This is a genomic window from Allofustis seminis DSM 15817, assembly GCF_000374325.1.
GTDB classification, from domain to species: Bacteria; Bacillota; Bacilli; order Lactobacillales; family Carnobacteriaceae_A; genus Allofustis; species Allofustis seminis.
On record NZ_KB894084.1, the window covers coordinates 51,466 to 74,098 of the forward strand.

General features: G+C 39.6%; 39 protein-coding genes. All 39 read left to right on the top strand.

Annotated features, from left to right (window positions below; all coding sequences use genetic code 11):
- Nucleotides 1-83: 83 nt before the first annotated feature.
- The 39 genes from C231_RS0105680 (at nt 84) to C231_RS0105875 (ending at nt 22,618) form a co-directional block, all read left to right on the top strand.
- Nucleotides 84-491 (top strand): GNAT family N-acetyltransferase, encoded by a 408-nt coding sequence (locus C231_RS0105680; RefSeq protein ID WP_018659663.1) that lies wholly within the window; start codon nt 84-86, stop codon nt 489-491.
- Between the two features lie 383 nt (nt 492-874).
- On the top strand, nt 875-1,183 hold the full coding sequence (gene rpsJ, locus C231_RS0105685) for a 30S ribosomal protein S10 (protein ID WP_018659664.1): 309 nt from the start codon (nt 875-877) through the stop codon (nt 1,181-1,183).
- Between the two features lie 27 nt (nt 1,184-1,210).
- Nucleotides 1,211-1,858, top strand: coding sequence for a 50S ribosomal protein L3 (rplC, locus tag C231_RS0105690; RefSeq protein WP_018659665.1), 648 nt, complete (start codon nt 1,211-1,213; stop codon nt 1,856-1,858).
- Between the two features lie 18 nt (nt 1,859-1,876).
- Nucleotides 1,877-2,500 (top strand): 50S ribosomal protein L4, encoded by a 624-nt coding sequence (gene rplD / locus C231_RS0105695; RefSeq protein ID WP_018659667.1) that lies wholly within the window; start codon nt 1,877-1,879, stop codon nt 2,498-2,500.
- On the top strand, nt 2,500-2,799 hold the full coding sequence (rplW, locus tag C231_RS0105700; protein WP_018659668.1) for a 50S ribosomal protein L23: 300 nt from the start codon (nt 2,500-2,502) through the stop codon (nt 2,797-2,799). The genes rplD and rplW overlap by 1 nt, the downstream gene beginning before the upstream one ends.
- Before the next feature lie 38 nt (nt 2,800-2,837).
- On the top strand, nt 2,838-3,680 hold the full coding sequence (gene rplB, locus C231_RS0105705; RefSeq protein WP_018659669.1) for a 50S ribosomal protein L2: 843 nt from the start codon (nt 2,838-2,840) through the stop codon (nt 3,678-3,680).
- 91 nt (nt 3,681-3,771) lie between these two features.
- The gene (gene rpsS, locus C231_RS0105710; protein WP_018659670.1) at nt 3,772-4,050 is read left to right on the top strand and encodes a 30S ribosomal protein S19; all 279 of its coding nucleotides are present in this window, start codon (nt 3,772-3,774) and stop codon (nt 4,048-4,050) included.
- 21 nt (nt 4,051-4,071) lie between these two features.
- Nucleotides 4,072-4,428 carry a 50S ribosomal protein L22 gene (gene rplV / locus C231_RS0105715; protein ID WP_018659671.1) on the top strand — a complete coding sequence of 119 codons (357 nt, stop codon included), beginning with the start codon at nt 4,072-4,074 and terminating at the stop codon, nt 4,426-4,428.
- A gap of 6 nt (nt 4,429-4,434) precedes the next feature.
- The gene (rpsC, locus tag C231_RS0105720; RefSeq protein ID WP_018659672.1) at nt 4,435-5,094 is read left to right on the top strand and encodes a 30S ribosomal protein S3; all 660 of its coding nucleotides are present in this window, start codon (nt 4,435-4,437) and stop codon (nt 5,092-5,094) included.
- Between the two features lie 3 nt (nt 5,095-5,097).
- Nucleotides 5,098-5,529 (top strand): 50S ribosomal protein L16, encoded by a 432-nt coding sequence (rplP, locus tag C231_RS0105725; protein WP_018659673.1) that lies wholly within the window; start codon nt 5,098-5,100, stop codon nt 5,527-5,529.
- Nucleotides 5,519-5,710, top strand: a complete 192-nt coding sequence (gene rpmC, locus C231_RS0105730) for a 50S ribosomal protein L29 (RefSeq protein WP_018659674.1) — start codon at nt 5,519-5,521, stop codon at nt 5,708-5,710. The genes rplP and rpmC overlap by 11 nt, the downstream gene beginning before the upstream one ends.
- A 53-nt stretch (nt 5,711-5,763) precedes the next feature.
- Entirely contained in the window at nt 5,764-6,027 is a 264-nt protein-coding gene (gene rpsQ / locus C231_RS0105735) for a 30S ribosomal protein S17 (protein ID WP_018659675.1), read from the top strand.
- A gap of 35 nt (nt 6,028-6,062) precedes the next feature.
- On the top strand, nt 6,063-6,431 hold the full coding sequence (rplN, locus tag C231_RS0105740; protein ID WP_018659676.1) for a 50S ribosomal protein L14: 369 nt from the start codon (nt 6,063-6,065) through the stop codon (nt 6,429-6,431).
- Between the two features lie 25 nt (nt 6,432-6,456).
- Nucleotides 6,457-6,762, top strand: a complete 306-nt coding sequence (rplX, locus tag C231_RS0105745) for a 50S ribosomal protein L24 (protein ID WP_018659677.1) — start codon at nt 6,457-6,459, stop codon at nt 6,760-6,762.
- A gap of 27 nt (nt 6,763-6,789) precedes the next feature.
- Nucleotides 6,790-7,329: a 50S ribosomal protein L5 gene (gene rplE / locus C231_RS0105750; protein ID WP_018659678.1), complete on the top strand. Its 540-nt coding sequence runs from the start codon at nt 6,790-6,792 to the stop codon at nt 7,327-7,329.
- A 19-nt stretch (nt 7,330-7,348) separates the two neighbouring features.
- The gene (locus C231_RS0105755) at nt 7,349-7,534 is read left to right on the top strand and encodes a type Z 30S ribosomal protein S14 (RefSeq protein WP_018659679.1); all 186 of its coding nucleotides are present in this window, start codon (nt 7,349-7,351) and stop codon (nt 7,532-7,534) included.
- 37 nt (nt 7,535-7,571) lie between these two features.
- A complete protein-coding gene (gene rpsH, locus C231_RS0105760) occupies nt 7,572-7,970 on the top strand; it encodes a 30S ribosomal protein S8 (protein WP_018659680.1) in 399 nt (132 codons plus the stop codon).
- 30 nt (nt 7,971-8,000) lie between these two features.
- A complete protein-coding gene (gene rplF / locus C231_RS0105765) occupies nt 8,001-8,540 on the top strand; it encodes a 50S ribosomal protein L6 (protein ID WP_018659681.1) in 540 nt (179 codons plus the stop codon).
- 104 nt (nt 8,541-8,644) lie between these two features.
- Nucleotides 8,645-9,004 (top strand): 50S ribosomal protein L18, encoded by a 360-nt coding sequence (rplR, locus tag C231_RS0105770; RefSeq protein WP_018659682.1) that lies wholly within the window; start codon nt 8,645-8,647, stop codon nt 9,002-9,004.
- A 19-nt stretch (nt 9,005-9,023) separates the two neighbouring features.
- Entirely contained in the window at nt 9,024-9,527 is a 504-nt protein-coding gene (gene rpsE, locus C231_RS0105775; protein WP_018659683.1) for a 30S ribosomal protein S5, read from the top strand.
- Between the two features lie 13 nt (nt 9,528-9,540).
- Nucleotides 9,541-9,729, top strand: coding sequence for a 50S ribosomal protein L30 (rpmD, locus tag C231_RS0105780; RefSeq protein WP_018659684.1), 189 nt, complete (start codon nt 9,541-9,543; stop codon nt 9,727-9,729).
- 26 nt (nt 9,730-9,755) lie between these two features.
- A complete protein-coding gene (gene rplO, locus C231_RS0105785) occupies nt 9,756-10,193 on the top strand; it encodes a 50S ribosomal protein L15 (RefSeq protein ID WP_018659685.1) in 438 nt (145 codons plus the stop codon).
- Nucleotides 10,194-11,483 carry a preprotein translocase subunit SecY gene (gene secY, locus C231_RS0105790; RefSeq protein WP_018659686.1) on the top strand — a complete coding sequence of 430 codons (1,290 nt, stop codon included), beginning with the start codon at nt 10,194-10,196 and terminating at the stop codon, nt 11,481-11,483. It abuts the gene before it with no gap.
- A 72-nt stretch (nt 11,484-11,555) separates the two neighbouring features.
- A complete protein-coding gene (locus C231_RS0105795) occupies nt 11,556-12,197 on the top strand; it encodes an adenylate kinase (protein ID WP_018659687.1) in 642 nt (213 codons plus the stop codon).
- Nucleotides 12,198-12,306: 109 nt separating this feature from the next.
- Entirely contained in the window at nt 12,307-12,525 is a 219-nt protein-coding gene (infA, locus tag C231_RS0105800) for a translation initiation factor IF-1 (RefSeq protein ID WP_018659688.1), read from the top strand.
- Nucleotides 12,526-12,571: 46 nt separating this feature from the next.
- A complete protein-coding gene (rpmJ, locus tag C231_RS0105805; protein ID WP_018659689.1) occupies nt 12,572-12,685 on the top strand; it encodes a 50S ribosomal protein L36 in 114 nt (37 codons plus the stop codon).
- A 24-nt stretch (nt 12,686-12,709) separates the two neighbouring features.
- Entirely contained in the window at nt 12,710-13,075 is a 366-nt protein-coding gene (gene rpsM, locus C231_RS0105810) for a 30S ribosomal protein S13 (RefSeq protein ID WP_018659690.1), read from the top strand.
- Between the two features lie 30 nt (nt 13,076-13,105).
- Complete coding sequence (gene rpsK / locus C231_RS0105815) at nt 13,106-13,501, top strand: 30S ribosomal protein S11 (RefSeq protein WP_018659691.1); 396 nt, start codon at nt 13,106-13,108, stop codon at nt 13,499-13,501.
- Between the two features lie 88 nt (nt 13,502-13,589).
- A complete protein-coding gene (locus tag C231_RS0105820) occupies nt 13,590-14,534 on the top strand; it encodes a DNA-directed RNA polymerase subunit alpha (RefSeq protein WP_018659692.1) in 945 nt (314 codons plus the stop codon).
- A gap of 33 nt (nt 14,535-14,567) precedes the next feature.
- Complete coding sequence (gene rplQ, locus C231_RS0105825) at nt 14,568-15,017, top strand: 50S ribosomal protein L17 (protein WP_018659693.1); 450 nt, start codon at nt 14,568-14,570, stop codon at nt 15,015-15,017.
- Between the two features lie 233 nt (nt 15,018-15,250).
- Entirely contained in the window at nt 15,251-16,081 is an 831-nt protein-coding gene (locus C231_RS0105835; RefSeq protein WP_018659695.1) for an energy-coupling factor ABC transporter ATP-binding protein, read from the top strand.
- On the top strand, nt 16,057-16,944 hold the full coding sequence (locus C231_RS0105840; RefSeq protein WP_026314376.1) for an energy-coupling factor ABC transporter ATP-binding protein: 888 nt from the start codon (nt 16,057-16,059) through the stop codon (nt 16,942-16,944). The genes C231_RS0105835 and C231_RS0105840 overlap by 25 nt, the downstream gene beginning before the upstream one ends.
- Nucleotides 16,937-17,731, top strand: a complete 795-nt coding sequence (locus C231_RS0105845; RefSeq protein WP_018659697.1) for an energy-coupling factor transporter transmembrane component T family protein — start codon at nt 16,937-16,939, stop codon at nt 17,729-17,731. Before C231_RS0105840 ends, C231_RS0105845 begins: the two co-directional genes overlap by 8 nt.
- Nucleotides 17,732-17,745: 14 nt before the next feature.
- On the top strand, nt 17,746-18,540 hold the full coding sequence (gene truA, locus C231_RS07935) for a tRNA pseudouridine(38-40) synthase TruA (protein WP_018659698.1): 795 nt from the start codon (nt 17,746-17,748) through the stop codon (nt 18,538-18,540).
- 36 nt (nt 18,541-18,576) lie between these two features.
- On the top strand, nt 18,577-18,825 hold the full coding sequence (locus tag C231_RS0105855) for a GlsB/YeaQ/YmgE family stress response membrane protein (protein WP_018659699.1): 249 nt from the start codon (nt 18,577-18,579) through the stop codon (nt 18,823-18,825).
- Between the two features lie 339 nt (nt 18,826-19,164).
- Complete coding sequence (rplM, locus tag C231_RS0105860; RefSeq protein WP_018659700.1) at nt 19,165-19,605, top strand: 50S ribosomal protein L13; 441 nt, start codon at nt 19,165-19,167, stop codon at nt 19,603-19,605.
- A 16-nt stretch (nt 19,606-19,621) separates the two neighbouring features.
- On the top strand, nt 19,622-20,014 hold the full coding sequence (rpsI, locus tag C231_RS0105865) for a 30S ribosomal protein S9 (RefSeq protein ID WP_018659701.1): 393 nt from the start codon (nt 19,622-19,624) through the stop codon (nt 20,012-20,014).
- Nucleotides 20,015-20,183: 169 nt separating this feature from the next.
- Nucleotides 20,184-21,737, top strand: a complete 1,554-nt coding sequence (gene murE / locus C231_RS0105870; protein WP_018659702.1) for a UDP-N-acetylmuramyl-tripeptide synthetase — start codon at nt 20,184-20,186, stop codon at nt 21,735-21,737.
- Nucleotides 21,734-22,618: a DegV family protein gene (locus tag C231_RS0105875; protein ID WP_018659703.1), complete on the top strand. Its 885-nt coding sequence runs from the start codon at nt 21,734-21,736 to the stop codon at nt 22,616-22,618. Before murE ends, C231_RS0105875 begins: the two co-directional genes overlap by 4 nt.
- Nucleotides 22,619-22,633: the final 15 nt, after the last annotated feature.

The following is a 22,633-nucleotide window of genomic DNA, read 5'->3' on the forward strand; positions in this document are numbered from 1 at the left end:
AGCCAAAAAGAAAGCCGCTTCTAATGATGTGTGGCAATTGATGATTTTTTGAAGAATATAAAGTGTGCTTGAGGAGAAATAAAATGGGAAAAATTATAATTAAGGAAGATATATTGCCAGTTTTAGATAGTGTGCTTAGACTATATGACGATGTCTCTTGGAGTGCTTATACATCTAATCCAGAGCAACTGGAAAAGGCCTTGAAGAATTCTTTAAAAGTTTGGACTGTATGGGACGATGAGCAATTAATTGGCTTAGCCAGAGTTGTAGGCGATGGTTATACCATTATTTATATTCAAGATATTTTAATCTTACAAGCTTATCAAGGTAGAGGATTAGGGAGTCAACTTTTAAAAATAATCCTTGAAGAGTATCAATATGTGCGACAAATTGTTTTATTAACTGAAAATAGTGAAAAAACAAAAAGATTTTATAAGAAAAATGCTCTTATGCCAGTGGATAATTATCAATGCATCGCTTTTATGAAATAATGAAGTGGTGCTGATTATTTCATGCCACTAGATGCATATCATTTTCATATTTTGGTGCAGATTTTATTGTAAAAGTTAAGTATTAAAAAAAATTGGAAATGCCCTTCAAGGGTATTTTCTTTTTTTATTGAGCAAAAGATGCCATCTTTTTAAAAGATAGCGAAAAATATAAAAGAAGCCTTGCACTCCATAGCCATTCATAGTATACTATTTGATGTGCCTTGAGAAAGGGATAGGGATTAGTGCGCCCTTTTTTAAGGTAAAACAGCGATGAAGTGAGAGGTTGCGACACACTAGGGTGCGTTGGCACCGGCTAGCCATGAGAGTGTGCCGGAAATTTTCGCGGAGCTAGTTTATTATTTAAATAAGCGAGGAGGGTTATCATGGCAAAACAAAAAATTCGTATTCGTTTGAAAGCTTACGAACACGGTGTACTTGATCAATCAGCAGAGAAAATCGTTCAAACTGCAACACGTACAGGCGCAGAAGTAGCAGGACCTGTTCCACTACCAACAGAACGTCAATTGTTCACAATCATTCGTTCACCACACGTCTATAAAGACTCACGTGAACAGTTTGAAATGAGAACTCATAAACGTTTGATCGACATCATCAATCCTACACCTAAAACGGTTGATGCTCTAACTAAATTAGACTTGCCAAGCGGTGTAGATATTGAAATCAAGCTATAAAAATAAAGAATAAATGGAGGTGTACTCATGACCAAAGGAATCTTAGGGAAAAAAGTCGGAATGACTCAAGTTTTCACAGATAATGGTGAACTCGTTCCTGTAACAGTGATCGAAGTTCAACCAAACGTTGTTTTACAAGTGAAAACCAATGAAACAGACGGCTATGAATCCGTTCAGCTCGGCGCTTTCGATAAACGTGAAGTGCTTGCAACACAAGCTGAACAAGGTCATGCAAAAAAAACAGATACTGCTCCTAAGCGCTTCGTTAGAGAAATTCGCAACGCAGAGCTTGGAGAGGTATCCGTTGGCGATACAGTAGGCGTAGAATTATTTGAAGAAGGCGAATTAGTAGACGTTACGGGTACAACCAAAGGGAAAGGTTTCCAAGGAGTCATCAAACGTCATGGTCAAAGTACTGGACCAATGGCTCATGGTTCTCGATTCCACCGTCGTCCGGGGGCTATGGAAGCTGCAACAGCACCAGCTCGCGTTCGTAAAGGCAAAAAATTGCCAGGACGCATGGGCGGCAAAACAGTAACGATTCAAAATCTTGAAATTGTTCGCGTAGATGCTGAACGAAACGTACTACTCATCAGAGGGAACGTTCCAGGATCTAAAAAATCTTACGTTGAAATTAAATCTGCCGTAAAAATCGGCGATACACAATTAGACTAGGAAGGGAGGATTTGAATTATGCCGACAGTTAAATTATTTGCACAAGACGGAACCAACCAAGGCGAAGTAAAACTAAATGAAGCAGTCTTCGGTGTGGAACCAAATAATCAATTAATTTATGACGCAGTTGTTAGCCAACGCGCACGTCTACGTCAAGGAACTCACGCAACTAAAACGCGTGGTGAAGTACGTGGCGGAGGTAAAAAACCATGGCGTCAAAAAGGAACCGGTCGTGCACGACATGGCTCAATGCGCTCACCTATTTGGGTTGGCGGTGGAGTAGTATTCGGACCGACCCCACGTTCATATGGTAGTCGTCTACCTAAAAAATCACGTCGTTTAGCACTCAAATCTATTCTTTCTCAGAAAGTATTAGACAATGAGCTAATCGTTGTTGATTCAATTCAATTAGAACAACCAAAAACAAAACAATTTAAAGCTGTTTTAGACCAATTACAAGTTACTGGTAAAGTGCTTGTTGTAGTCGATGAGTTAACTGAAAATATTGTCCGCGCATCCAATAATTTACAAAATGTTAAAGTAAGTCTTGCAGGTCGCATCTCAGTATTGGACATTATCTCAGCAGACCAAGTCGTCTTCACAAAAGCAGCATTAAATGAAGTAGAGGAGGCTCTTCAATAATGGATGCACGTAACGTAATTTTGCGCCCAGTCATTACAGAATCTTCTGTACATGCTATGGATGACAAGAAATATACATTCCTCGTTCACCCAAAAGCGAACAAAGTACAAGTTCGTCACGCAATAGAAGAAATCTTTGATGTAGAAGTTGAAAAAGTAAACATTATGAACATCAAACCAAAAGCAAAACGTTTCGGTCGTTATGAAGGGTTTACCGCAGGCCGTAAAAAAGCTATCGTAACTCTAACTAATGCATCGAAAGATATTGAAATTTTTGGTAAAGAACTCGACGAAGAATAAAAGAAATACTTACAAGAAATCGATAGGAGGGAAAGAACGTGGCAATTAAGCATTATAAACCGACTTCAAATGGTCGTCGTAATATGAGCGCATTAACAAATAGCGAAATTACGACAAAAAAACCTGAAAAAACATTGCTTGTACCAAATCCAAAACGTGCAGGACGTAACCATCAAGGTCGCATCACAACCCGTCATCATGGCGGAGGCCACAAACACCAATATCGTATTATTGATTTCAAACGTCGTCAAGACGACATTCGCGGAATTGTTAAAACGATTGAATACGATCCAAACCGCTCCGCTAATATTTGTTTAATCCAATACGAAAATGGTGTAAAAACTTACATCATCGCACCAAAAGGAATTAAAGTTGGCGATGAAGTAATGTCAGGAGAAAGCGTAGATATTAAAGTAGGTAATGCATTACCTCTTAAAAACATTCCGGTAGGTACACTGGTTCATAACATCGAATTAAAACCAGGACGCGGCGGACAATTAGTTCGTTCTGCAGGTACAGGCGCTCAAGTTTTAGGTAAAGAAGGCAAATATGTCCTTGTACGTCTAAGCTCAACCGAAAACCGTCTTATCTTAGCAGAATGCCGTGCAACTATCGGTGTTGTTGGAAATGAACAACATGAACTTGTTCGCATTGGTAAAGCAGGGCGCAATCGCTGGTTAGGCAAACGTCCAGCTGTTCGCGGATCTGCTATGAACCCTAACGATCACCCACATGGTGGTGGGGAAGGAAAAACCGGTATCGGTATGCCTAGCCCAATGACTCCATGGGGTAAACCAACACTTGGTAAGAAAACACGTCGTCAAAAACAATCAGATGCGTTAATCGTACGCCGTCGTCGTGCTAAAAAACGCAACAAATAATTAACAGTGAATTTAAAAGGTGGTTTGATGCTCATTGTGAGCGTCAACCTCACCTATATCAAGAACTCATTCCAGTAAAGGAGGGCACTAGATGGCTCGTAGTTTGAAAAAAGGACCTTTCGTGGATGACCATTTAATGAAAAAAGTAAAAGAAATGGACGAAAATAACAAACGCGTAATCCGTACATGGTCACGTCGTTCAACTATTTTCCCTAACTTTGTGGGTCATACGATTGCAGTTTATGATGGAAGAAAACACGTTCCAGTCTATATCCAAGAAGATATGGTTGGACATAAACTCGGTGAATTCGCACCAACAAGAACATTCCGCGGACACTCAAAAAGTGATCGCACGACTAAAGTCTTTTAATTGCGAAAGGAGGAAACAATAATGGCAGAAACCATTACAGAAGCAAGAGCTGTTGCTAAAACGGTACGCATTGCACCACGCAAAGTTCGTTTAGTTGTTGATGCTATTCGAGGTAAAAATGTAGCAGATGCTATTTCTACCCTTCATTTCGCAAATAGAGGTGCAGCTGAAGCCGTAGAAAAAGTATTGATGTCAGCGATCGCAAATGCTGAACACAACTTTGATTTATATGCAGAAGATTTATATGTAAAAGAAGCGTACGTTGATGAAGGACCAACATTAAAACGGTTCCGCCCTCGCGCTCAAGGCGCAGCATCACGCATCAACAAACGCACAAGCCACATTACAATTGTGGTATCTGAACACGAGGAGGGGTAAGATACAATGGGTCAAAAAGTTAATCCACATGGTTTACGAGTAGGCGTTATCCAAGATTGGGATGCAAAATGGTTCGCAAATGACAAAGATTTTGGCGACATCTTGCACGAAGACTTAGCCATCCGTAACCTTATTGATGAAAAACTGAGCGATGCTTCTGTATCACGTGTAGAAATTGAACGTGCCGCTAACCGTGTCAACGTATCAATTCATACCGCTAAACCAGGAATGGTTATTGGAAAAGGCGGATCAGAAGTAGACGCATTGAGAAATGAACTCAATCATTTAACAGGTAAACGCGTTCATGTGAATGTTATTGAAATCAAAAAACCTGAACTTGACGCACAACTTGTTGCAGAAAACATTGCAGAACAATTAGAAAATCGTATCGCATTCCGTCGCGCACAAAAACAAGCGATCCAACGCACCATGCGTGCAGGAGCTGAAGGTATTCGCACCCAAGTTTCTGGACGTTTGAATGGCGCGGATATGGCGCGTACAGAAGGATTTGCTGAAGGAACAGTTCCACTACATACCATTCGTGCGGATATTGACTATGCACACGTTGAAGCCGATACTACTTATGGTAAACTCGGCGTAAAAGTATGGATTTCAAAAGGAGAAGTTCTTCCAGAAGTCGCAGATGATTCGGAAGGAGGAAAATAATCGATGTTAGTACCTAAACGTGTTAAATACCGTCGCGAATTCCGCGGTCGCATGCGCGGGGAAGCTAAAGGCGGTAAAGAAATTGCATATGGCCAATATGGTCTACAAGCTGTCGATTCCAAATGGATTACGAGTCGTCAAATTGAAGCTGCGCGTGTCGCAATGACTCGTTATATGAAACGTGGCGGGAAAGTATGGATTAAAATTTTCCCACACAAACCAGTGACTGCTAAAGCGATTGGGGTACGTATGGGGTCTGGTAAAGGTGCACCAGAAGGATGGGTCGCACCAGTAAAACGTGGAAAAATCATGTTTGAAGTTGCCGGAGTTCCAGAAGAAGTAGCTCGCGAAGCTTTACGCTTAGCATCACACAAATTACCAGTTAGAACGAGATTTGTTGCTCGTGAAGAAAGTGGTGACTCGGATGAAAGCTAAAGAATTAAAAGAATTATCCACTGAAGAATTAGTGAAATTAGAAGCTGACTACCGTGATGAATTGTTCAACTTGCGTTTTCAGTTAGCAACTGGGCAGCTAGAGAACACTGCACGCATTAAACAAGTTCGCAAAAATATCGCACGTGTAAAAACCGTCTTACGCGCTGCAGAACTTGCTTAGGTAGACAGTCTGTCGGTTTGATCGAATGAATCGAGAGAAGAAGGAGGCAGAAAATGGCCGAACGTAACAATCGTAAGGAATATGTTGGACGTGTGGTATCCGATAAAATGGAAAAAACCATCGTTGTTGAAATTTCAACACGTAAACCACACCCTAAATATCGTAAAAGAATCAAATTTTCAACTAGACTAAAAGCTCATGATGAAAATAATCAAGCAAAAGAGGGCGACTTAGTTCGTATTATGGAAACTCGTCCCCTATCAAAAGATAAACGTTTCCGCTTAGTAGAGATTGTAGAGGAAGCAATCGTTTTATAATCTCAGACGGAACAGCTTGAAAGGAGGATACGAACATGCTTCAAGAAGAAAGTATTATGAAAGTGGCAGATAACTCCGGCGCTCGTCTTGTAAAAGTCATCCGCGTACTCGGAGGTAGTGATGTAAAATATGGAAACATTGGTGATGAAGTTATTGTTTCTGTTAGACAAGCTACACCAGGCGGCGTTGTCAAAAAAGGTGAAGTGGTACGCGCGGTTATTGTCCGCACAAAATCCGGCGCTCGTCGCTTAGATGGTTCATATATCAAGTTTGATGAAAATGCTTGTGTGATTATTAGAGAAGACAAATCCCCACGCGGAACACGTATTTTTGGACCAGTCGCTCGTGAATTACGTGAAAATAACTTCATGCGCATCGTATCACTTGCGCCAGAAGTACTATAAGTAAAGTATCAAGGAGGTGCGCAGTATGTTTGTTAAAACAGGAGATCAAGTGAGAATCATCGCAGGAAAACATCGCGGTGAAGAAGGAAAAGTAATCCACACGATTCCTAGTCAAAATAAAGTAGTTGTTGAAAATATCAACATCGTGAAAAAACACCAACGTCCAATGGGTATGGGTCAAGAAGGTGGCATTGTAGAAAAAGAAGCACCAATTGACGCATCAAACGTTCAATTAATTGATCCGGAAACAGGCGAAACAACGCGCGTTGGTTTCAGAGTAGAGGACGGTAAAAAAGTTCGCTATTCCAAAAAAACAAATAACCCATTATAAGAATTGTCGGAAGGAGGACTATAGAGCATGAATCGTCTTAAAGAAAGATATGAAAACGAAATCCGCCCGAGTCTAGTAGATAAATTTGAATATTCATCTATTATGCAAGCACCAAAAGTTGAAAAAATTGTGTTGAACATGGGTGTTGGCGATGCAGTGAATAACTCAAAAAATTTAGACAATGCAGTTAACGAATTAACCTTAATTTCAGGACAAAAACCTGTCGTAACTCGCGCAAGAAAATCCATTGCGGGCTTCCGCTTACGTGAAGGAATGCCTATCGGAGCAAAAGTTACTTTGCGCGGTGAACGCATGTATGATTTCTTAGATAAATTAGTGTCCGTTTCACTTCCTCGTGTACGTGACTTCCGCGGTGTAAGCAAAAATTCATTTGACGGACGCGGCAACTACACATTAGGGGTGCGCGAACAATTAATTTTCCCAGAAATTAGTTACGATGATGTAGATAAAGTACGTGGGTTAGATATCGTTATCGTCACAACGGCAGAAACTGATGAAGAAGCTAGAGAGTTACTTTCACAACTGGGCATGCCATTTCAACGATAAGATAGGAGGAAACTAAAACATGGCTAGAAAAGCATTAATTAATAAAAATAACAAACCAGCCAAATTTTCCACTCAAGAATACACACGTTGTCAAAGATGTGGACGACCACACTCTGTCTATCGTAAGTTTAAATTATGCCGTATTTGCTTACGCGAATTAGCATATAAAGGACAAATTCCTGGACTTAAAAAAGCAAGCTGGTAAGAAAAGTGTTCACTAGTTAGGAAAAGGAGGCATCGAGATGGGAATGACAGATCCAATTGCAGACTTTTTAACTCGCATTCGTAATGCGAACGCTGCAAAACATAAACAAGTTTCAATCCCTGCATCAAACATCAAACGTGAGATGGCAGAGATTTTAAAAGAAGAAGGATTTATTCGCGACTGGAAGTTCGAAGAAGATGGACACCAAGGTGTAATTACTATTACATTGAAATATGGTCCGAATAATGAACAAGTTATTACAGGACTTAAACGTATTTCCAAACCAGGTCTACGCATTTATGCTGGCGCAACAGAAGTACCACGTGTACTTAACGGATTAGGAATTGCATTAGTTTCCACATCTGAAGGCGTCGTCACAGACAAAACCGCTCGTAACCGCAATATCGGTGGAGAAGTGTTAGCATACGTTTGGTAATCGTAAATTATTACAAGGAGGTGTAATCCGATGAGCCGTATCGGTAAACAAATTATCGAGATCCCTGAAGGTGTAGAAGTAACTTTCACAGAGGATCATGTAGTCACCGTTAAAGGTAAAAAAGGTGAACTTACACGTCAATTAAGACCTGAAATCAATATTCATCACGAAGGCAACACCATCGAATTTACGCGTGACAGTGAACAAAAAGAAGTACGTTCATTACATGGAACCACTCGTTCACTCGTTCAAAATATGATTGATGGCGTTACTGAAGGATTTTCAAAAACATTGGAATTGGTTGGGGTTGGTTATCGTGCCCAAATGCAAGGTAACAAATTAGTCTTGAACGTAGGACTTTCTCACCCTGTTGAGTTTGAAGGCGATGAACTTACAACGATCGAAACGCCAAACCAAAACCAAATTATCGTTAAAGGAATTAGCAAAGAAGCAGTCGGAGAACTCGCAGCAAACATTCGTGCCGTGCGTATTCCAGAACCTTACAAAGGAAAAGGAATTCGTTACCAAGGCGAACAAGTGCGTCGTAAAGAAGGTAAAACCGGTAAATAATCCGTACCAAATGTTTTTGCTACATTTGAAACGATGGATTCAAGAATTAAATATAATATGCAATCAAATGATTGATTATAAATTAAAAATACGAGGTGACAATTGTGATTATAAAACCAGATAAAAACAAAACACGTCTAAATAGACATAAACGTATTCGTCGTAGACTTTCTGGTACTGCTGAGTGCCCACGTTTAAGCGTCTTCCGCTCAAACAAAAACATCTATGCTCAATTAATTGATGACGTAGAGGGTGTAACGCTCGCAAGTGCATCTACCTTAGATAGTGACGTAAGCGATGAACTTACAAAAGTTGAACAAGCTGCAAAAGTAGGCGAACTTATCGCAAAACGTGCAGTCGATAAAAACATTAAAGAAGTCGTATTTGACCGTAGCGGTTACAAATATCATGGACGCGTTCAAGCATTAGCAGATGGCGCACGTGAAAATGGACTAGACTTTTAAAGCGAGGAGGAGATTTTAGATGGTATCACATATCGATGCTAAAACATTAGACTTAGAAGATCGTGTTGTTGAAATCAACCGCGTTACTAAAGTTGTTAAAGGTGGACGAAATCTTCGCTTTGCCGCTTTAGTTGTCGTCGGTGACCGCAATGGACACGTAGGAATTGGTACAGGAAAAGCGCTTGAAGTACCAGAAGCAATTCGTAAAGCAATTGAAGATGCTAAAAATAACTTGATTGAAGTGCCAATCGTTGGAACAAGTATTCCACATGAAGTTTTAGGAGTACATAGTGGCGGACGCGTTATGCTACGTCCTGCAGTTGCTGGTTCTGGAGTTTCCGCTGGTGGACCTGTGCGTGCCGTTCTTGAATTAGCAGGTGTTGAAGATATTTCTTCAAAATCACTTGGTTCAAGTACTGCAGTGAACATGGTACGTGCGACAATTGATGGTATCAAACAATTGAAACGTGCTGAAGAAGTTGCAAAACTTCGCGGGAAATCTGTAGAAGAATTATTAGATTAAGGAGGATGACACAATGGCAAACTTAAAAGTTACTCTAAAAAGAAGTTTGATTGGTCGTCCGCAAAAACAACACAATGCGATTCAATCATTAGGACTCACAAAAAAAATCGGCTCTCATAATGTTGTTAAAGACAACGAATTAAGCCGTAAAACTATCGAAGTAGTCAAACACTTAGTAGAAGTAGAAGAAGTTAGCGAATAATCTCAATCAAAGGAGGTGCCAGTGTTATGAAACTTCATGAACTAAAACCGAATGAAGGCGCTCGAAAAGCAAGAAAACGCATCGGTCGCGGATCATCGAGCGGTTGGGGTAAAACAAGTGGACGCGGACAAAAAGGACAACACGCTCGCGGTAAAGGACCACGTATTACTTTTGAAGGTGGGCAAACACCATTATTCCAAACCTTACCAAAACGCGGATTTACTAACTTTACCCGTAAAGAATATGCAATCGTGAATTTGGATACCTTAAATTCATTCGAAGCCGATACAGTCGTAACACCGGAAACATTAGTTGAAGCAGGAATTTTGAAAAACAACAAAAAAGAAGTTAAAGTGCTCGCTAAAGGTGAACTTGATCACAAATTAACAGTCAAAGCTCACAAATTTTCCGCTGCTGCAAAAGAAGCAATCGAATCAGCTGGTGGAACTGCTGAGGTGATCTAAATGATCAAACTATTAAAAGGTGCGTTCACAGAAAAAGATGTGCTGAAACGCATTTTGTTTACATTAGGCATTTTACTGGTGTTTCGTTTTGGAACACATCTTACCGTTCCCGGAGTAAATGCTAAAGCATTAAGAGACCTTGCTGACACAGGTCTTTTTGGCTTGTTAAACACTTTTGGTGGTGGAGCGCTGTCTAATTATTCTGTTTTTGCATTAGGGGTTTCCCCTTATATTACCAGCTCCATTATTATCGAGTTGATGCAAATGGATATTATTCCAGCGTTTAAAGAGTGGTCAGAGCAAGGAGAAGTTGGACGAAGAAAGTTAAATCAAGCAACGCGTTACTTAACGATTGCTGTCGCATTCTTACAAGCATTAGGAATTTCGATCGGATTTAACACGTTGACAGGTCTCGGACTTGTACATAATCCGGGCATGGCGACTTATATTAAGATTGCGATTATTATTACAGCTGGATCAATGTTTGTTGTATGGTTAGGCGAGATGATTTCGGTTCATGGACTGGGCAATGGAACCAGTTTGGTGATCTTCAGTGGGATCGTTTCACGAATTCCTGACGATATTCACCGCTTTTACCAGACACAAATTGTGAATGCCGGCGATGAAAAAATTAAAGCGTGGTTATTTGCACTCGGGTTGGTTATTGCCATTGTGCTACTTGTACTTTTTGTCATTTATATGGAGAATGCACGTCGGAACATTCCAGTACGCTATTCAAAACGTGCTGTCAGCAAAGAATCTGCAACGTTACCCCTTAAGTTAAACTCAGCGGGTGTGGTTCCAGTTATTTTTGCTAGCAGTTTTATGACGTTGCCTCAAATTTTCTTAGGATTATTTGCTGCAAATTCAGCAGATACAGCATGGTACAAGACCATTAATACAATCTTTAACATTCAAGAACCGATTGGTGCCAGCATCTATGTCGTATTAATTATTTTGTTTACGTTCTTCTATGCATTTATTCAGTTAAATCCTGAAAAAGCAGCAGAAAACTTACAAAAACAAAATGGTTATATTCCAAGCATACGCCCTGGTCAAGAGACGATTGATTATATTAGTTATATGATCAAACGCCTAAGTACAGTGGGTTCATTATATTTAGCGCTGATTGCGATTTTGCCGATTGCTGCGAGTGCCTTTTGGAATATCCCAGGATTAACATTAGGGGGAACAAGCTTACTTATTGTTGTAGGTGTTGGATTGGATGTAACTGCGCAATTAGAAGGACTCTTAAGCAAACATAGCTATCAAGGCTTCATTTATGAATAAGTCATAGATGAGTGTACTATTCATTCTTTTTCACATCATCATAATAAATTAACTTCCATAAGGAGGATACAAATGAACGTTATTTTACTCGGGTTACCGGGAGCAGGGAAAGGGACACAAGCTAGTCGAATTATTGAGCAATATCAAATCCCACATATTTCAACAGGGGATATGTTTCGTGCAGCAATTGCTGCAGGAACCGAGCTCGGTAAAAAAGCAAAATCATATATGGATGCAGGAGAATTAGTGCCGGATGAAGTTACAAACGGTATCGTAAAAGAAAGACTCCAAGAAGCGGATACCGCCCAAGGATTCCTATTGGATGGCTATCCAAGAACGATCAATCAAGCAGAAGCCTTAAAAGAGAATTTAAAATCACTTGGTAAAGCGATTGATAAAGTGATATATATTGAAGTGGCCTCAGAAGTTCTGCTCCAACGTTTGTCCGGACGCTACATTTGTGCAAATTGTGGAGAAACTTATCATAAGATTTTTAATCCAACGAAAGAAGAAGGCGTATGTGATCGTTGTGGTAGCACACAATTTTACCAACGTGAAGATGATAAGCCAGAAACTGTTAAAAATCGTATTCGAGTGAACAAAGAAACAACGGACCAATTGGTGAACTTCTATAAAGATGAAGGTGTCCTTATCGCGGTCAATGGTGATCAAAGTCCAGAAGCTGTCTTTACAGATATCAAAAACGCACTCTAAAAGCAAGCAGTAGAGATGGTTATTGCTTATAATAGCGATTTTATGATATGATTATTGGTAGCTTATTAATAAGTACAGCAGTCAAATATCACAAAAAGGAGGAAACCAAATGGCCAAAGAAGATGTAATTGAAATTGAAGGTGTTGTGGTTGAAACATTACCAAATGCTATGTTTAATGTAGAACTTGAAAATGGGCATGAAATTCTCGCGCACATTTCCGGGAAAATGCGTATGAATTATATTCGTATCCTACCAGGTGATAAAGTAACTGTTGAAATGTCACCTTATGATTTAACGCGTGGACGCATTACGTATCGATTTAAATAAAAGTGAAAAGAATGAAAAAAGCCAAGTTTCGAGGAGGTATAATGACATGAAAGTCAGACCATCAGTAAAAAAAATGTGTAGTAAATGTAAAATTATTCGCCGCAAAGGACGAGTAATGGTCATTTGCGAAAACCCAAAACATAAACAACGTCAAGGTTAATAATGAGTGAAGGAGGTGCTATACATGGCACGTATTGCAGGTGTTGATATTCCACGTGACAAACACATCGGTATATCACTAACTTATATTTATGGAATTGGACGTCCGACAGCATTGAAAGTTCTTGAAGCAGCTAAAGTTGATCCTGAAACACGCGTAGCAGATTTAACAAATGAAGAGCTTGATGCTATTCGTGCACAAGTGAATGAACTTAAAATTGAAGGCGATTTGCGCCGAGAAGTTAACCAAAACATTAAACGATTAATGGATATCGGTTCATATCGCGGCATGCGCCATCGTCGTGGACTACCAGTTCGTGGACAAAACACGAAAAATAACGCACGCACTCGTAAAGGACCAGCTGTTTCGATTGCTGGTAAGAAAAAATAAAGACTCTAATTAGTTAGGAGGAAACTATTCATGGCGAAAGTTAAAAAAGGAACACGTCGTAGAAGACGCGTAAGAAAAAACATTGAACATGGAATCGCCCATATTCGTTCAACCTTTAATAATACAATTGTAATGATTACAGATGTTGACGGAAATGCTATTTCATGGTCAAGTGCAGGATCATTAGGATTCAAAGGTTCACGTAAATCAACTCCATTTGCTGCACAGATGGCCGCAGAAGCTGCAGCTAAAGGCGGAATGGAAAATGGTATGAAAACTGTTGAAGTTTACGTAAAAGGACCTGGTTCTGGTCGTGAAGCAGCTATTCGTTCGCTACAAGCTACTGGACTCGATGTAACCGCAATTCGTGATGTGACACCAATTCCACACAATGGTGGCCGTCCTCCAAAACGTCGTCGTGTTTAATCAGTATCTTGAACATATCTGTGAATTTATGCGATGGAATTGTTTTGAACATTAAGACGAAAAAACGTTTGAAAGGGGTAAACGGATAATGATCGAAATAGAAAAACCAGTCATTGACGTTGTCGAGATTAGTGACGATGGAACCTTTGGAAAATTTGTCATTGAACCGCTGGAACGAGGCTACGGTACGACACTTGGTAACTCATTGCGTCGTATTTTGTTATCATCGTTGCCAGGTGCTGCGATTGCTAATATTCAAATTGACGGTGTATTACATGAATTTTCTACAGTAAAAGGCGTCGTTGAAGATGTGACAGCAATCATTTTAAATCTTAAAAAGATTGCAATGAAGATCCACTCCGAAGAATCAAAAACGTTAGAAATTGATATTAAAGGCCCTGCCATTGTAACAGCAGGAGATATTCTAGTTGATGGCGATGTTGAAATTATGAATCCAGATTTATATATTGCCACAGTTGCTGAAGGCGGACATTTCCATGCACGTATGGAAGCTTGCCGAGGACGTGGATACGTCAATGCTGAAGATAATAAGCATGATGACATGCCAATTGGTGTAATTCCAATGGATTCTATTTATACCCCAATTACGCGAGTCAACTATTTAGTAGAAGATACCCGTGTCGGTGATTTTGGTCAGTATGACAAATTGACTTTAGATGTATGGACAGATGGTTCTATATCACCTGAAGATAGTGTCAGTCTTGCAGCTAAAATTCTAACAGAGTATTTAAACATTTTTGTTAATCTGACAGATGAAGCGCGCGAAGCAGAGATTATGATCGAAAAAGAAGAAACCCAAAAAGAAAAAATGTTGGAAATGACCATTGAAGAATTAGACCTTTCAGTGCGTTCTTACAACTGTTTAAAACGTGCGGGAATCAATACTGTTGAAGAATTAACAAATAAATCTGAATCAGAAATGATGAAAGTCCGTAACTTAGGGAAAAAATCATTAGCTGAAATTAAAGGCAAACTCAGTGAATTAAATTTGAGTTTGAATGATGAATTATAATCATTTAAAGTTTAAAAAGGAGGAGGCACACTCATGGCACAACGAAAATTAGGCCGTACAAGTTCACAACGTAAAGCATTACTTCGCGACTTAGCATCAGACTTAATTATCAACGAACGTATCGTTACAACGAAAACACGTGCAAAAGAAGCTGCGCGACTCGCTGATAAATTAATAACATTAGGAAAACGTGGCGATCTACATGCACGTCGTCAAGCTGCTAAAGTTGTTCGCAATGAATTGGCAACAGTTTCTGAAACTGAAGATGAAATCGTTGTAGAATATATTTTACAAAAATTATTTAACGAATTAGGCCCTCGCTATGCAAACCGTAACGGTGGATACACTCGCGTTCTTAATATGGAACCACGTCGCGGAGACGGTGCACCAATGGCAGTGCTTGAATTTGTTAAAGAAAATCAAACAGAAGAAACAGATGCTAATGAAGATGCTGAAGTTAAAGAAGAAACACCTGAAGCATAATTAAAAAAAACAGTAAAAAAGAATCACTATTCGATATATAAAAGAGCGTTATGAGATGATGATCGCTGCAATGAACCGATCAAGTGTCTAGCTCTAGTCTCTCTCGGAATTATTCCGAGAGAGGCCTATATGTCTGAAGAGTGTTTTTTTTATGCAAAAATGGTGAAACTTCTTGAACTCCACGCTAGATTCGGTAGAATAAATAAGATACCAATCAGACAAGGAGGAATCAGATGATAACGCTCCAAGATGTTAGTTTTTCCTATAGCGGTTCAAAACAGCGCGCCTTAAATAACATCCAGCTGCAAATTCATTCAGGTGAGTGGGTTTCAATTGTTGGGCCAAATGGAAGTGGTAAGTCGACACTTGCACGTTTGATTAACGGGTTATTGGAAGCGGATGAAGGCACCATACAGGTTGCTGGTACGACATTAAATGAAGAAAATGTTTGGGCCATTCGCGATCGAATTGGCATGGTCTTTCAAAATCCAGACAATCAATTTGTTGGGGCAACTGTGGAAGATGATGTCGCTTTCGGACTTGAAAATCGTGGTGTTCCAAGAGATGAAATGAAAGGCCGTGTGCACAAAGCGCTCTTGCGTGTTGGAATGTGGGAATTCAAAGACCGTGAGCCAGCGCGCCTTTCTGGGGGTCAAAAACAACGAGTCGCTATTGCAGGCATCATTGCAGTTGCTCCTCAAATTATCATCTTGGATGAAGCGACAAGTATGCTGGATCCTAGAGGACGCAAGGAAATATTAGAGATTGTGCATCATATTAAAAAAGAACAGAATTTAACAGTAATCTCGATTACACATGATATTGAAGAAACGCTATTTTCTGATCGTATTATTGTCATGGATGCTGGACAAGTGCAACATGTTGGGACACCGGAAGAGATTTATACGTTAGGTGAGGATACGCTGCTTCGACATGAGTTAAGTTTACCTTTTGTGGAGCAATTGAAGCGCGAATTGAAGGCACGTCATGTTCCAATACCTGAAAGTTATAAAAATGAAGAAAGGATGGCGGAATGGTTATGGGAATACGTTTTGAAAAAGTAGATTATATTTATCAGCCACATTCGCCATTTGAGCATCATGTATTGAAAGATATTAATGTGACCATTCCTTCAAAAAGTTACACAGCCATTGTCGGGCATACAGGCAGTGGAAAGTCGACACTCATTCAGCATTTAAATGGGCTGAAAATACCGACACATGGGACAGTTTGGATTGATGATTTCCCAGTCACTGCGGAAGGAATTGGGAAAATAGGCAAGGCACTGCGTAAAAAAGTTGGCATCGTTTTTCAATTTCCTGAGTCGCAATTGTTTGAAGAAACGGTCGAAAAAGATATTGCATTTGGACCTAAGAATTTTGGTGCCTCAGAGGAAGAAGCCTTAAAAAAAGCAGCAGAAATTCTTCCGCTTGTCGGACTAGAGCCTCCGCTTTTGAAGCGTTCGCCTTTTGATCTATCGGGTGGGCAGATGCGACGCGTAGCGATTGCAGGCGTACTAGCAATGGAGCCAGAAATTCTAGTATTGGATGAGCCAACTGCGGGGTTAGATCCACAAGGGCGCCGTGAAATGATGGAAATGTTTTATCATCTCTATCAGCAGAAGCATCTAACGATTGTGCTTGTAACTCATCAAATGGATGATGTCGCACATTATGCAAATCATGTGATTGTAATTGAAAAAGGGCAAATTGCTTTTGCAGGAACTCCTCAAGAAGTTTTTAAGAATGTTGATTGGCTAGAAAAGATTCAGCTTGGTCTGCCCACTGCAACGCATTTTGCGACAACATTAATAAAAAAAGGATTTCCTGAAGAGAACTTTTCTTTATTGCCATTGACATTGGAAGCATTAGCTGATGAAATTGCTGCGGGTTATGAGCGAAAAAAAGTAGGTGATGCCGATGAATAATAAATTGGTCATTGGTCAATATTTACCGCTTGATTCCTTTATTCACCGTTTGGATCCGCGCACGAAGCTTTTGGGGGCTTTTGCTTTTGTCGGTATTATTTTCTTTGCGGATAGCTGGCAAAGTTATGCTTTATTAAGCTTATTTGTTCTATTAGGCATGATGATTTCATCAGTACCAATACGTTATTTTTTGCGTGGTATTCGGCCGCTGCTTTTTCTTATTTTATTTACTACCTGTTTACAGTTATTATTTGCACCAGGTCAGACTATTCTTTTTAAGATCGGTTTTATTAAAGTAACAGAGGAAGGTCTTATTCAAGCAGCATTTATTTTTATTCGCTTTTTGCTTATTATTTTTATGTCGACATTATTGACACTTACAACGATGCCTCTTGCGATTGCTGATGGATTAGAATCGCTGATGCGCCCTCTTGCCAAAATTAAAGTGCCTGTTCATGAGATTGCGCTGATTTTGTCCATTGCTTTGCGTTTTGTTCCGACATTAATGGAGGAAGCGGATAAAATTAAGGATGCTCAGATGGCGCGCGGTGCAACTTTTGGCGAAGGAAAATTAAAAGACCAAATGAAAGCAATCGTACCACTTTTAATTCCTCTTTTCATTAATGCGATTGATCGAGCAGAGGAATTGGCCACTGCGATGACGGCACGTGGATATAAGGATGGTCAGGGACGGACGAAATATCGTGAAATTTCATATGGGCGCAATGATTTATATGTATTGCTAGCCTTTATTGGTTTGACGGGGGCAGTTTTGTGGTTATCTTAAAAGGATGAGAGATTATGCAAAAATATAAAGTAACGGTCGCTTATGATGGAACAGCTTTTCAAGGTTTCCAAGTTCAACCGAAAGGGCGCACCGTCCAAGAAGAAATTGAAAAAAGTTTGCAGCAAATTGCTCGTGGTCAATTTATTCGTATTCATCCAAGCGGGCGAACGGATGCAGGTGTCCATGCTCATGGTCAGGTCTTTCATTTTACATGGCCACTTGAACGTGCACTGCCAGCTGCCACAATAAAAAAAGCGTTAAATGTCGTGCTACCTGCTGATATACAAATCTGTTATGTTCAACAAGTAGAAGAGTCATTCCATGCGCGTTATGATGCTAAAGCGAAGAAATATATATATCGTGTGAAGTCGCCTAGCTTTAATGACCCTTTTACACGTGATTATATGTATCATCATCCTTATCCTCTTGATATTGATCACTTAAAAAAAGCGATGCAGAAGTTAGAAGGCACACATGATTTTACTGGCTTCTCATCTGCAAAATCACCAAAAGAAAATAAAGTGCGCACCATTTATCATGCCACCGTAGATTATGACGAAAAAATGTATCATTATACATTTATCTTTGTTGGGGATGGATTTTTATATCATATGGTGCGAATGATGATGGGTGTCTTAATACGGATCGGCGATGGGCGAGAAGATGTGGCATGGATTGATGAGATTTTTTCTACAAAATATACAGGTAAAAAAGCGCCCACTGCTCCAGCACGTGGCTTATATTTAGAAGAAGTTTATTATGACGAAAGATATTTTAGAGCGGGAGAAACTATTAGAGCAGCACATTGAAATATGCTATAATGAATAAGTAAAGGAGATGATATCATGATAGGATTTGTTTGGAGCCTTATTGTTGGTGGCATTATTGGTGCTGTCGCAGGGAAATTATCCCATCGCAATGTCCCAGGTGGAACAATTGGGAATGTGATTGCAGGATTTGTTGGCTCATCCATTGGAAACTATCTCTTCGGTTCGTTCGGACCTGTTGTAGCTGGTTTTGCGATTGTACCATCTATTTTAGGTGCAATCATTTTGTTACTGCTTTATGCAGCACTTATTGGTAAAAAAGATTAATAAAAGACAATCATTAAAACGCTTAGCATTGCTAAGCGTTTTTTGTTGTGCTAATTGAAGTGAAATAATTTGCATCAATTCGTGTGAGATTGAATAAATAATACATCATCTAACAAAAGATGTCCCCTTCATAATAGGTCATGCTAAAAAGCAATAGCGCAATAAATATCATAAAAATGATTGACAATGCTACTGGAAGTGCGGTATCATTATTGTTGGCTTTATGCCACACGATAAGCCCCGGAAACTTATTGTGAATAAGCCCCATCAATGGGTGAGATGGCATCATAACAAATTGAATTTTAAAAAATGAATCTAGAATTTATGGAGGTAAATCGAATGCGTACTTTTATGGCAAATGAAAGTAATATCGAACGTAAATGGTATGTTGTAGATGCAGCTGATGTTCCAGTTGGACGTCTTTGTGCAGTTGTTGCCGCAATTTTACGTGGAAAACATAAACCAACATTCACTCCTCATGTTGACACAGGAGATTATGTGATTGTTGTGAATGCTGAAAAAGCAATCTTAACAGGAAATAAAGAAACAGATAAAATGTATCATCACCACTCAGACCACCCAGGTGGATTGAGAAGTTGGAGTGCAGCAGAATTGCGTGAAAGACATCCTGAGCGATTAATTCAATTCGCAGTAAAAGGAATGCTTCCTAAAAACACACTAGGACGTCAAATGGGCAAAAAACTCTTTGTCTATGCTGGTCCTGAACATAAACATGCTGCACAACAGCCAGAAGTGCTTGATATTAATACTTTAATTTAAGGAGGGAATCCACAGGATGGCACAAGTACAATATTTTGGAACCGGTCGTCGTAAATCCTCTTCTGCACGTGTTATTTTAACACCGGGCAATGGGAAAATTACGATTAACGGAAAAGATATCGCTGATTATTTAACTTATGATTACTTACAAACAATCGTTAAAGAACCGCTTGTTGTAACAGATACAGAAGGCGCTTATGATATTCGTGTTAAAGTGCAAGGTGGAGGCTTTACAGGACAAGCTGGAGCTGCTCGACATGGAATTGCTCGCGCACTCTTGCAAGTAGAACCTGATTTTAGAGCACCTCTTAAAGCTGCTGGTTTACTCACACGTGATCAACGTATGAAAGAACGTATGAAACCAGGTCTTAAAAAAGCGCGTAAACGCCCACAATTCTCAAAACGTTAAAGACAACTATCAAAACCACTCTTTGCCATGCAAAAAGTGGTTTTTTTATTTCAAAGCAGGAAAGCGACTTATTTTGAGTGCAATGAAACTAAATGTCTAAAGATAAATTTCAATGATGATATATATTCATGATATAATAGCGAAAATAGTATAAGGAGGAATAGAACCTATGGGTGGCATAACCGTTGCAGAAATTCAGCATATCTTACAAGAAGAGAATTTATTGCGTGAAGTGGTTTCCCCAGCTGGATGGACATTTTCCTTAACAGATCAAGCGATACTTGCACAAACATTTGATCAGTTGGATTATCATTCAGGACGTTTGGATGGACCATCTATTTTTATTTGTAAGGGTGCAGCTTTTAAAGAAGAGTATCTCCATCAGGCGATTGAAAATGGTGCACAATATTATATTTCGGAAGTCGACTATCCAGCGGCACAAGCGGTAGGCTTTATTGTGTCGGATGAACGTCGCGCCATGGCATCGGTTGCTCGTAAGTTTTATAATTGCCCCGATGAGAAATTATATATGATCGGTATTACGGGAACAAAAGGTAAGACGACAGTGAATTATTTTCTTCATCATATCTTGCAAGCGGCTTTTCCTCAAGAGGTTGGTTATTTGTCAACGATTGATTATACTCTAGATGGTAAGACACGTAACGCATCGCAGCTAACAACTCCAGAATCAGTGGATTTGTATCGTATGTTGGCACAAGCAGTCGCCAATGGCATAAAATATATGGTGATGGAAGTGAGTTCACAAGCATATAAATTAGATCGAGTGTATGGACTTTTTTTTGATCGTGGATTATTTTTGAATTTTACACCTGACCATATTGGACCGCTTGAACATCCTTCGATGGAAGACTATTTTTATTGCAAACGTCAACTCCTCCATCATGCACGCCACATATTGCTCCATGATGATTTGCCACATCAGCAGCTATTGATCGAAGAAGCGCACGCTTTTGGAGCGGATGTGTCAATTTATGGTACACTTTCAACAAGTGATTATGTAGTTGAGCTACTTGCTAATAAAAAAGATACTTTTACACTTTATAATAAATCTACACATATGCACCAAACATTTCATTGCCCATTGCCTGGAGATTTCAATATGGAAAATGCAGCAGCGGCGATTATTGTTGCACAGCAATTACATATTGATGATGCATTAATTAAAGAGGCATTGGTAGATGTTGTTGTACCTGGACGCATGATGGAATATCATCTTCCAAATGGCGTACCTGTCTATATTGATTATGCGCACAATTATGATAGTTTGCGCCGCTTGCTTGATTATGTTAGTGAACAACATCAAGATCGCCAAGTGCATTTGCTACTGGGGGCAACGGGGGATAAAGGCAAGTCTCGCCGTATCGGCTTTGCAGAAGCATTAAGCGGGCGCGATATTTCAGTATGTTTCACGGCAGATGATCCTGGAACAGAATCTCCCCGTGCTATTGCAAATGAAATTCTGGCCCACTTAGAAATGTTAGGAACGCCTCTGAGCGATTATGATTTTATTGAAGATCGCGCACAAGCTGTTCAGACATTACTGGAGGAGGCAGCGCCTTCGGATGTGATTATTCTTGCAGGCAAAGGAATTGATCAGAGCCAGATTATTGGCAAAGCTCACGTTGATTATCCTGGAGATTTCAAATTAGTCGAAAGATTCATATTGAATGAAGAAAATAAAAATAAAGGAGAGATGCTATGAAAACTGCAATTGTTGTAGATACGGCATCCTATTTACCCGAAAAATTAAAAAATCACCCTGACGTCTACACTCTCGATATTACATTAACTTTTGCGGATGGCACCATGTATCCTGATACCGCCGATATTCAAATGTTACGTGCTTTTTTTGATAAGTTGGAAACGTCAGCACAATTGCCGACCACCTCACAACCGATATTAGGCGAATATATTGAGTTGGTGGATGCCATTATTGAAAAAGGATATGAACAGATTTTTTGTGTCCATCTTTCTAGTGGCATTAGTGGTACATATGCGACAGCTTGTGTTATTTTAGAATCTGTAAAAGATCGTATTGCAGGTTATTGCATTGATTCGAAATCAGCATCTGTCGTCATTGTAGAATTGGTAAAAGAAATTCTTCTGGAAGTAGAAGAAGGCTATAGCGGTGAAGAAATTTATGAAAATATTCAATGGATGGTGGAAGAAGCACAAACTTATTTAAAAGTCGAAAATTTAACAAATTTGGTCAAAGGTGGGCGCATTAGTCCAACGCTTGAAAAAATTGCAGGAGTGCTTAAAGTTCGCCCAGTGCTTCGTTTTGACGAGACTGGCGAAATTGTGCTTTATGAAAAAGCACGTTCCGATAAAATTGTCACAAAACGGTGGACGAAACTTGCAAATAAAGCAGTCAAAAAATATGGCGACCAGCTTCAGATTTGTATCGCTCATGCTGATGCATTGAGAGAAGTTAACGCAATCATTGAATATTTAAATGATAATATTGATTATAAAAATGAATATGAAATTGGCGTGCTAGGATCGGCGGTAGCCAATTATACTGGTAAGCGTTCGATCGGGTTCGTTTTAATCCCACGCCCGATGAAAAAGTTGCAAAAATAAGTAAAGCTTGATAAA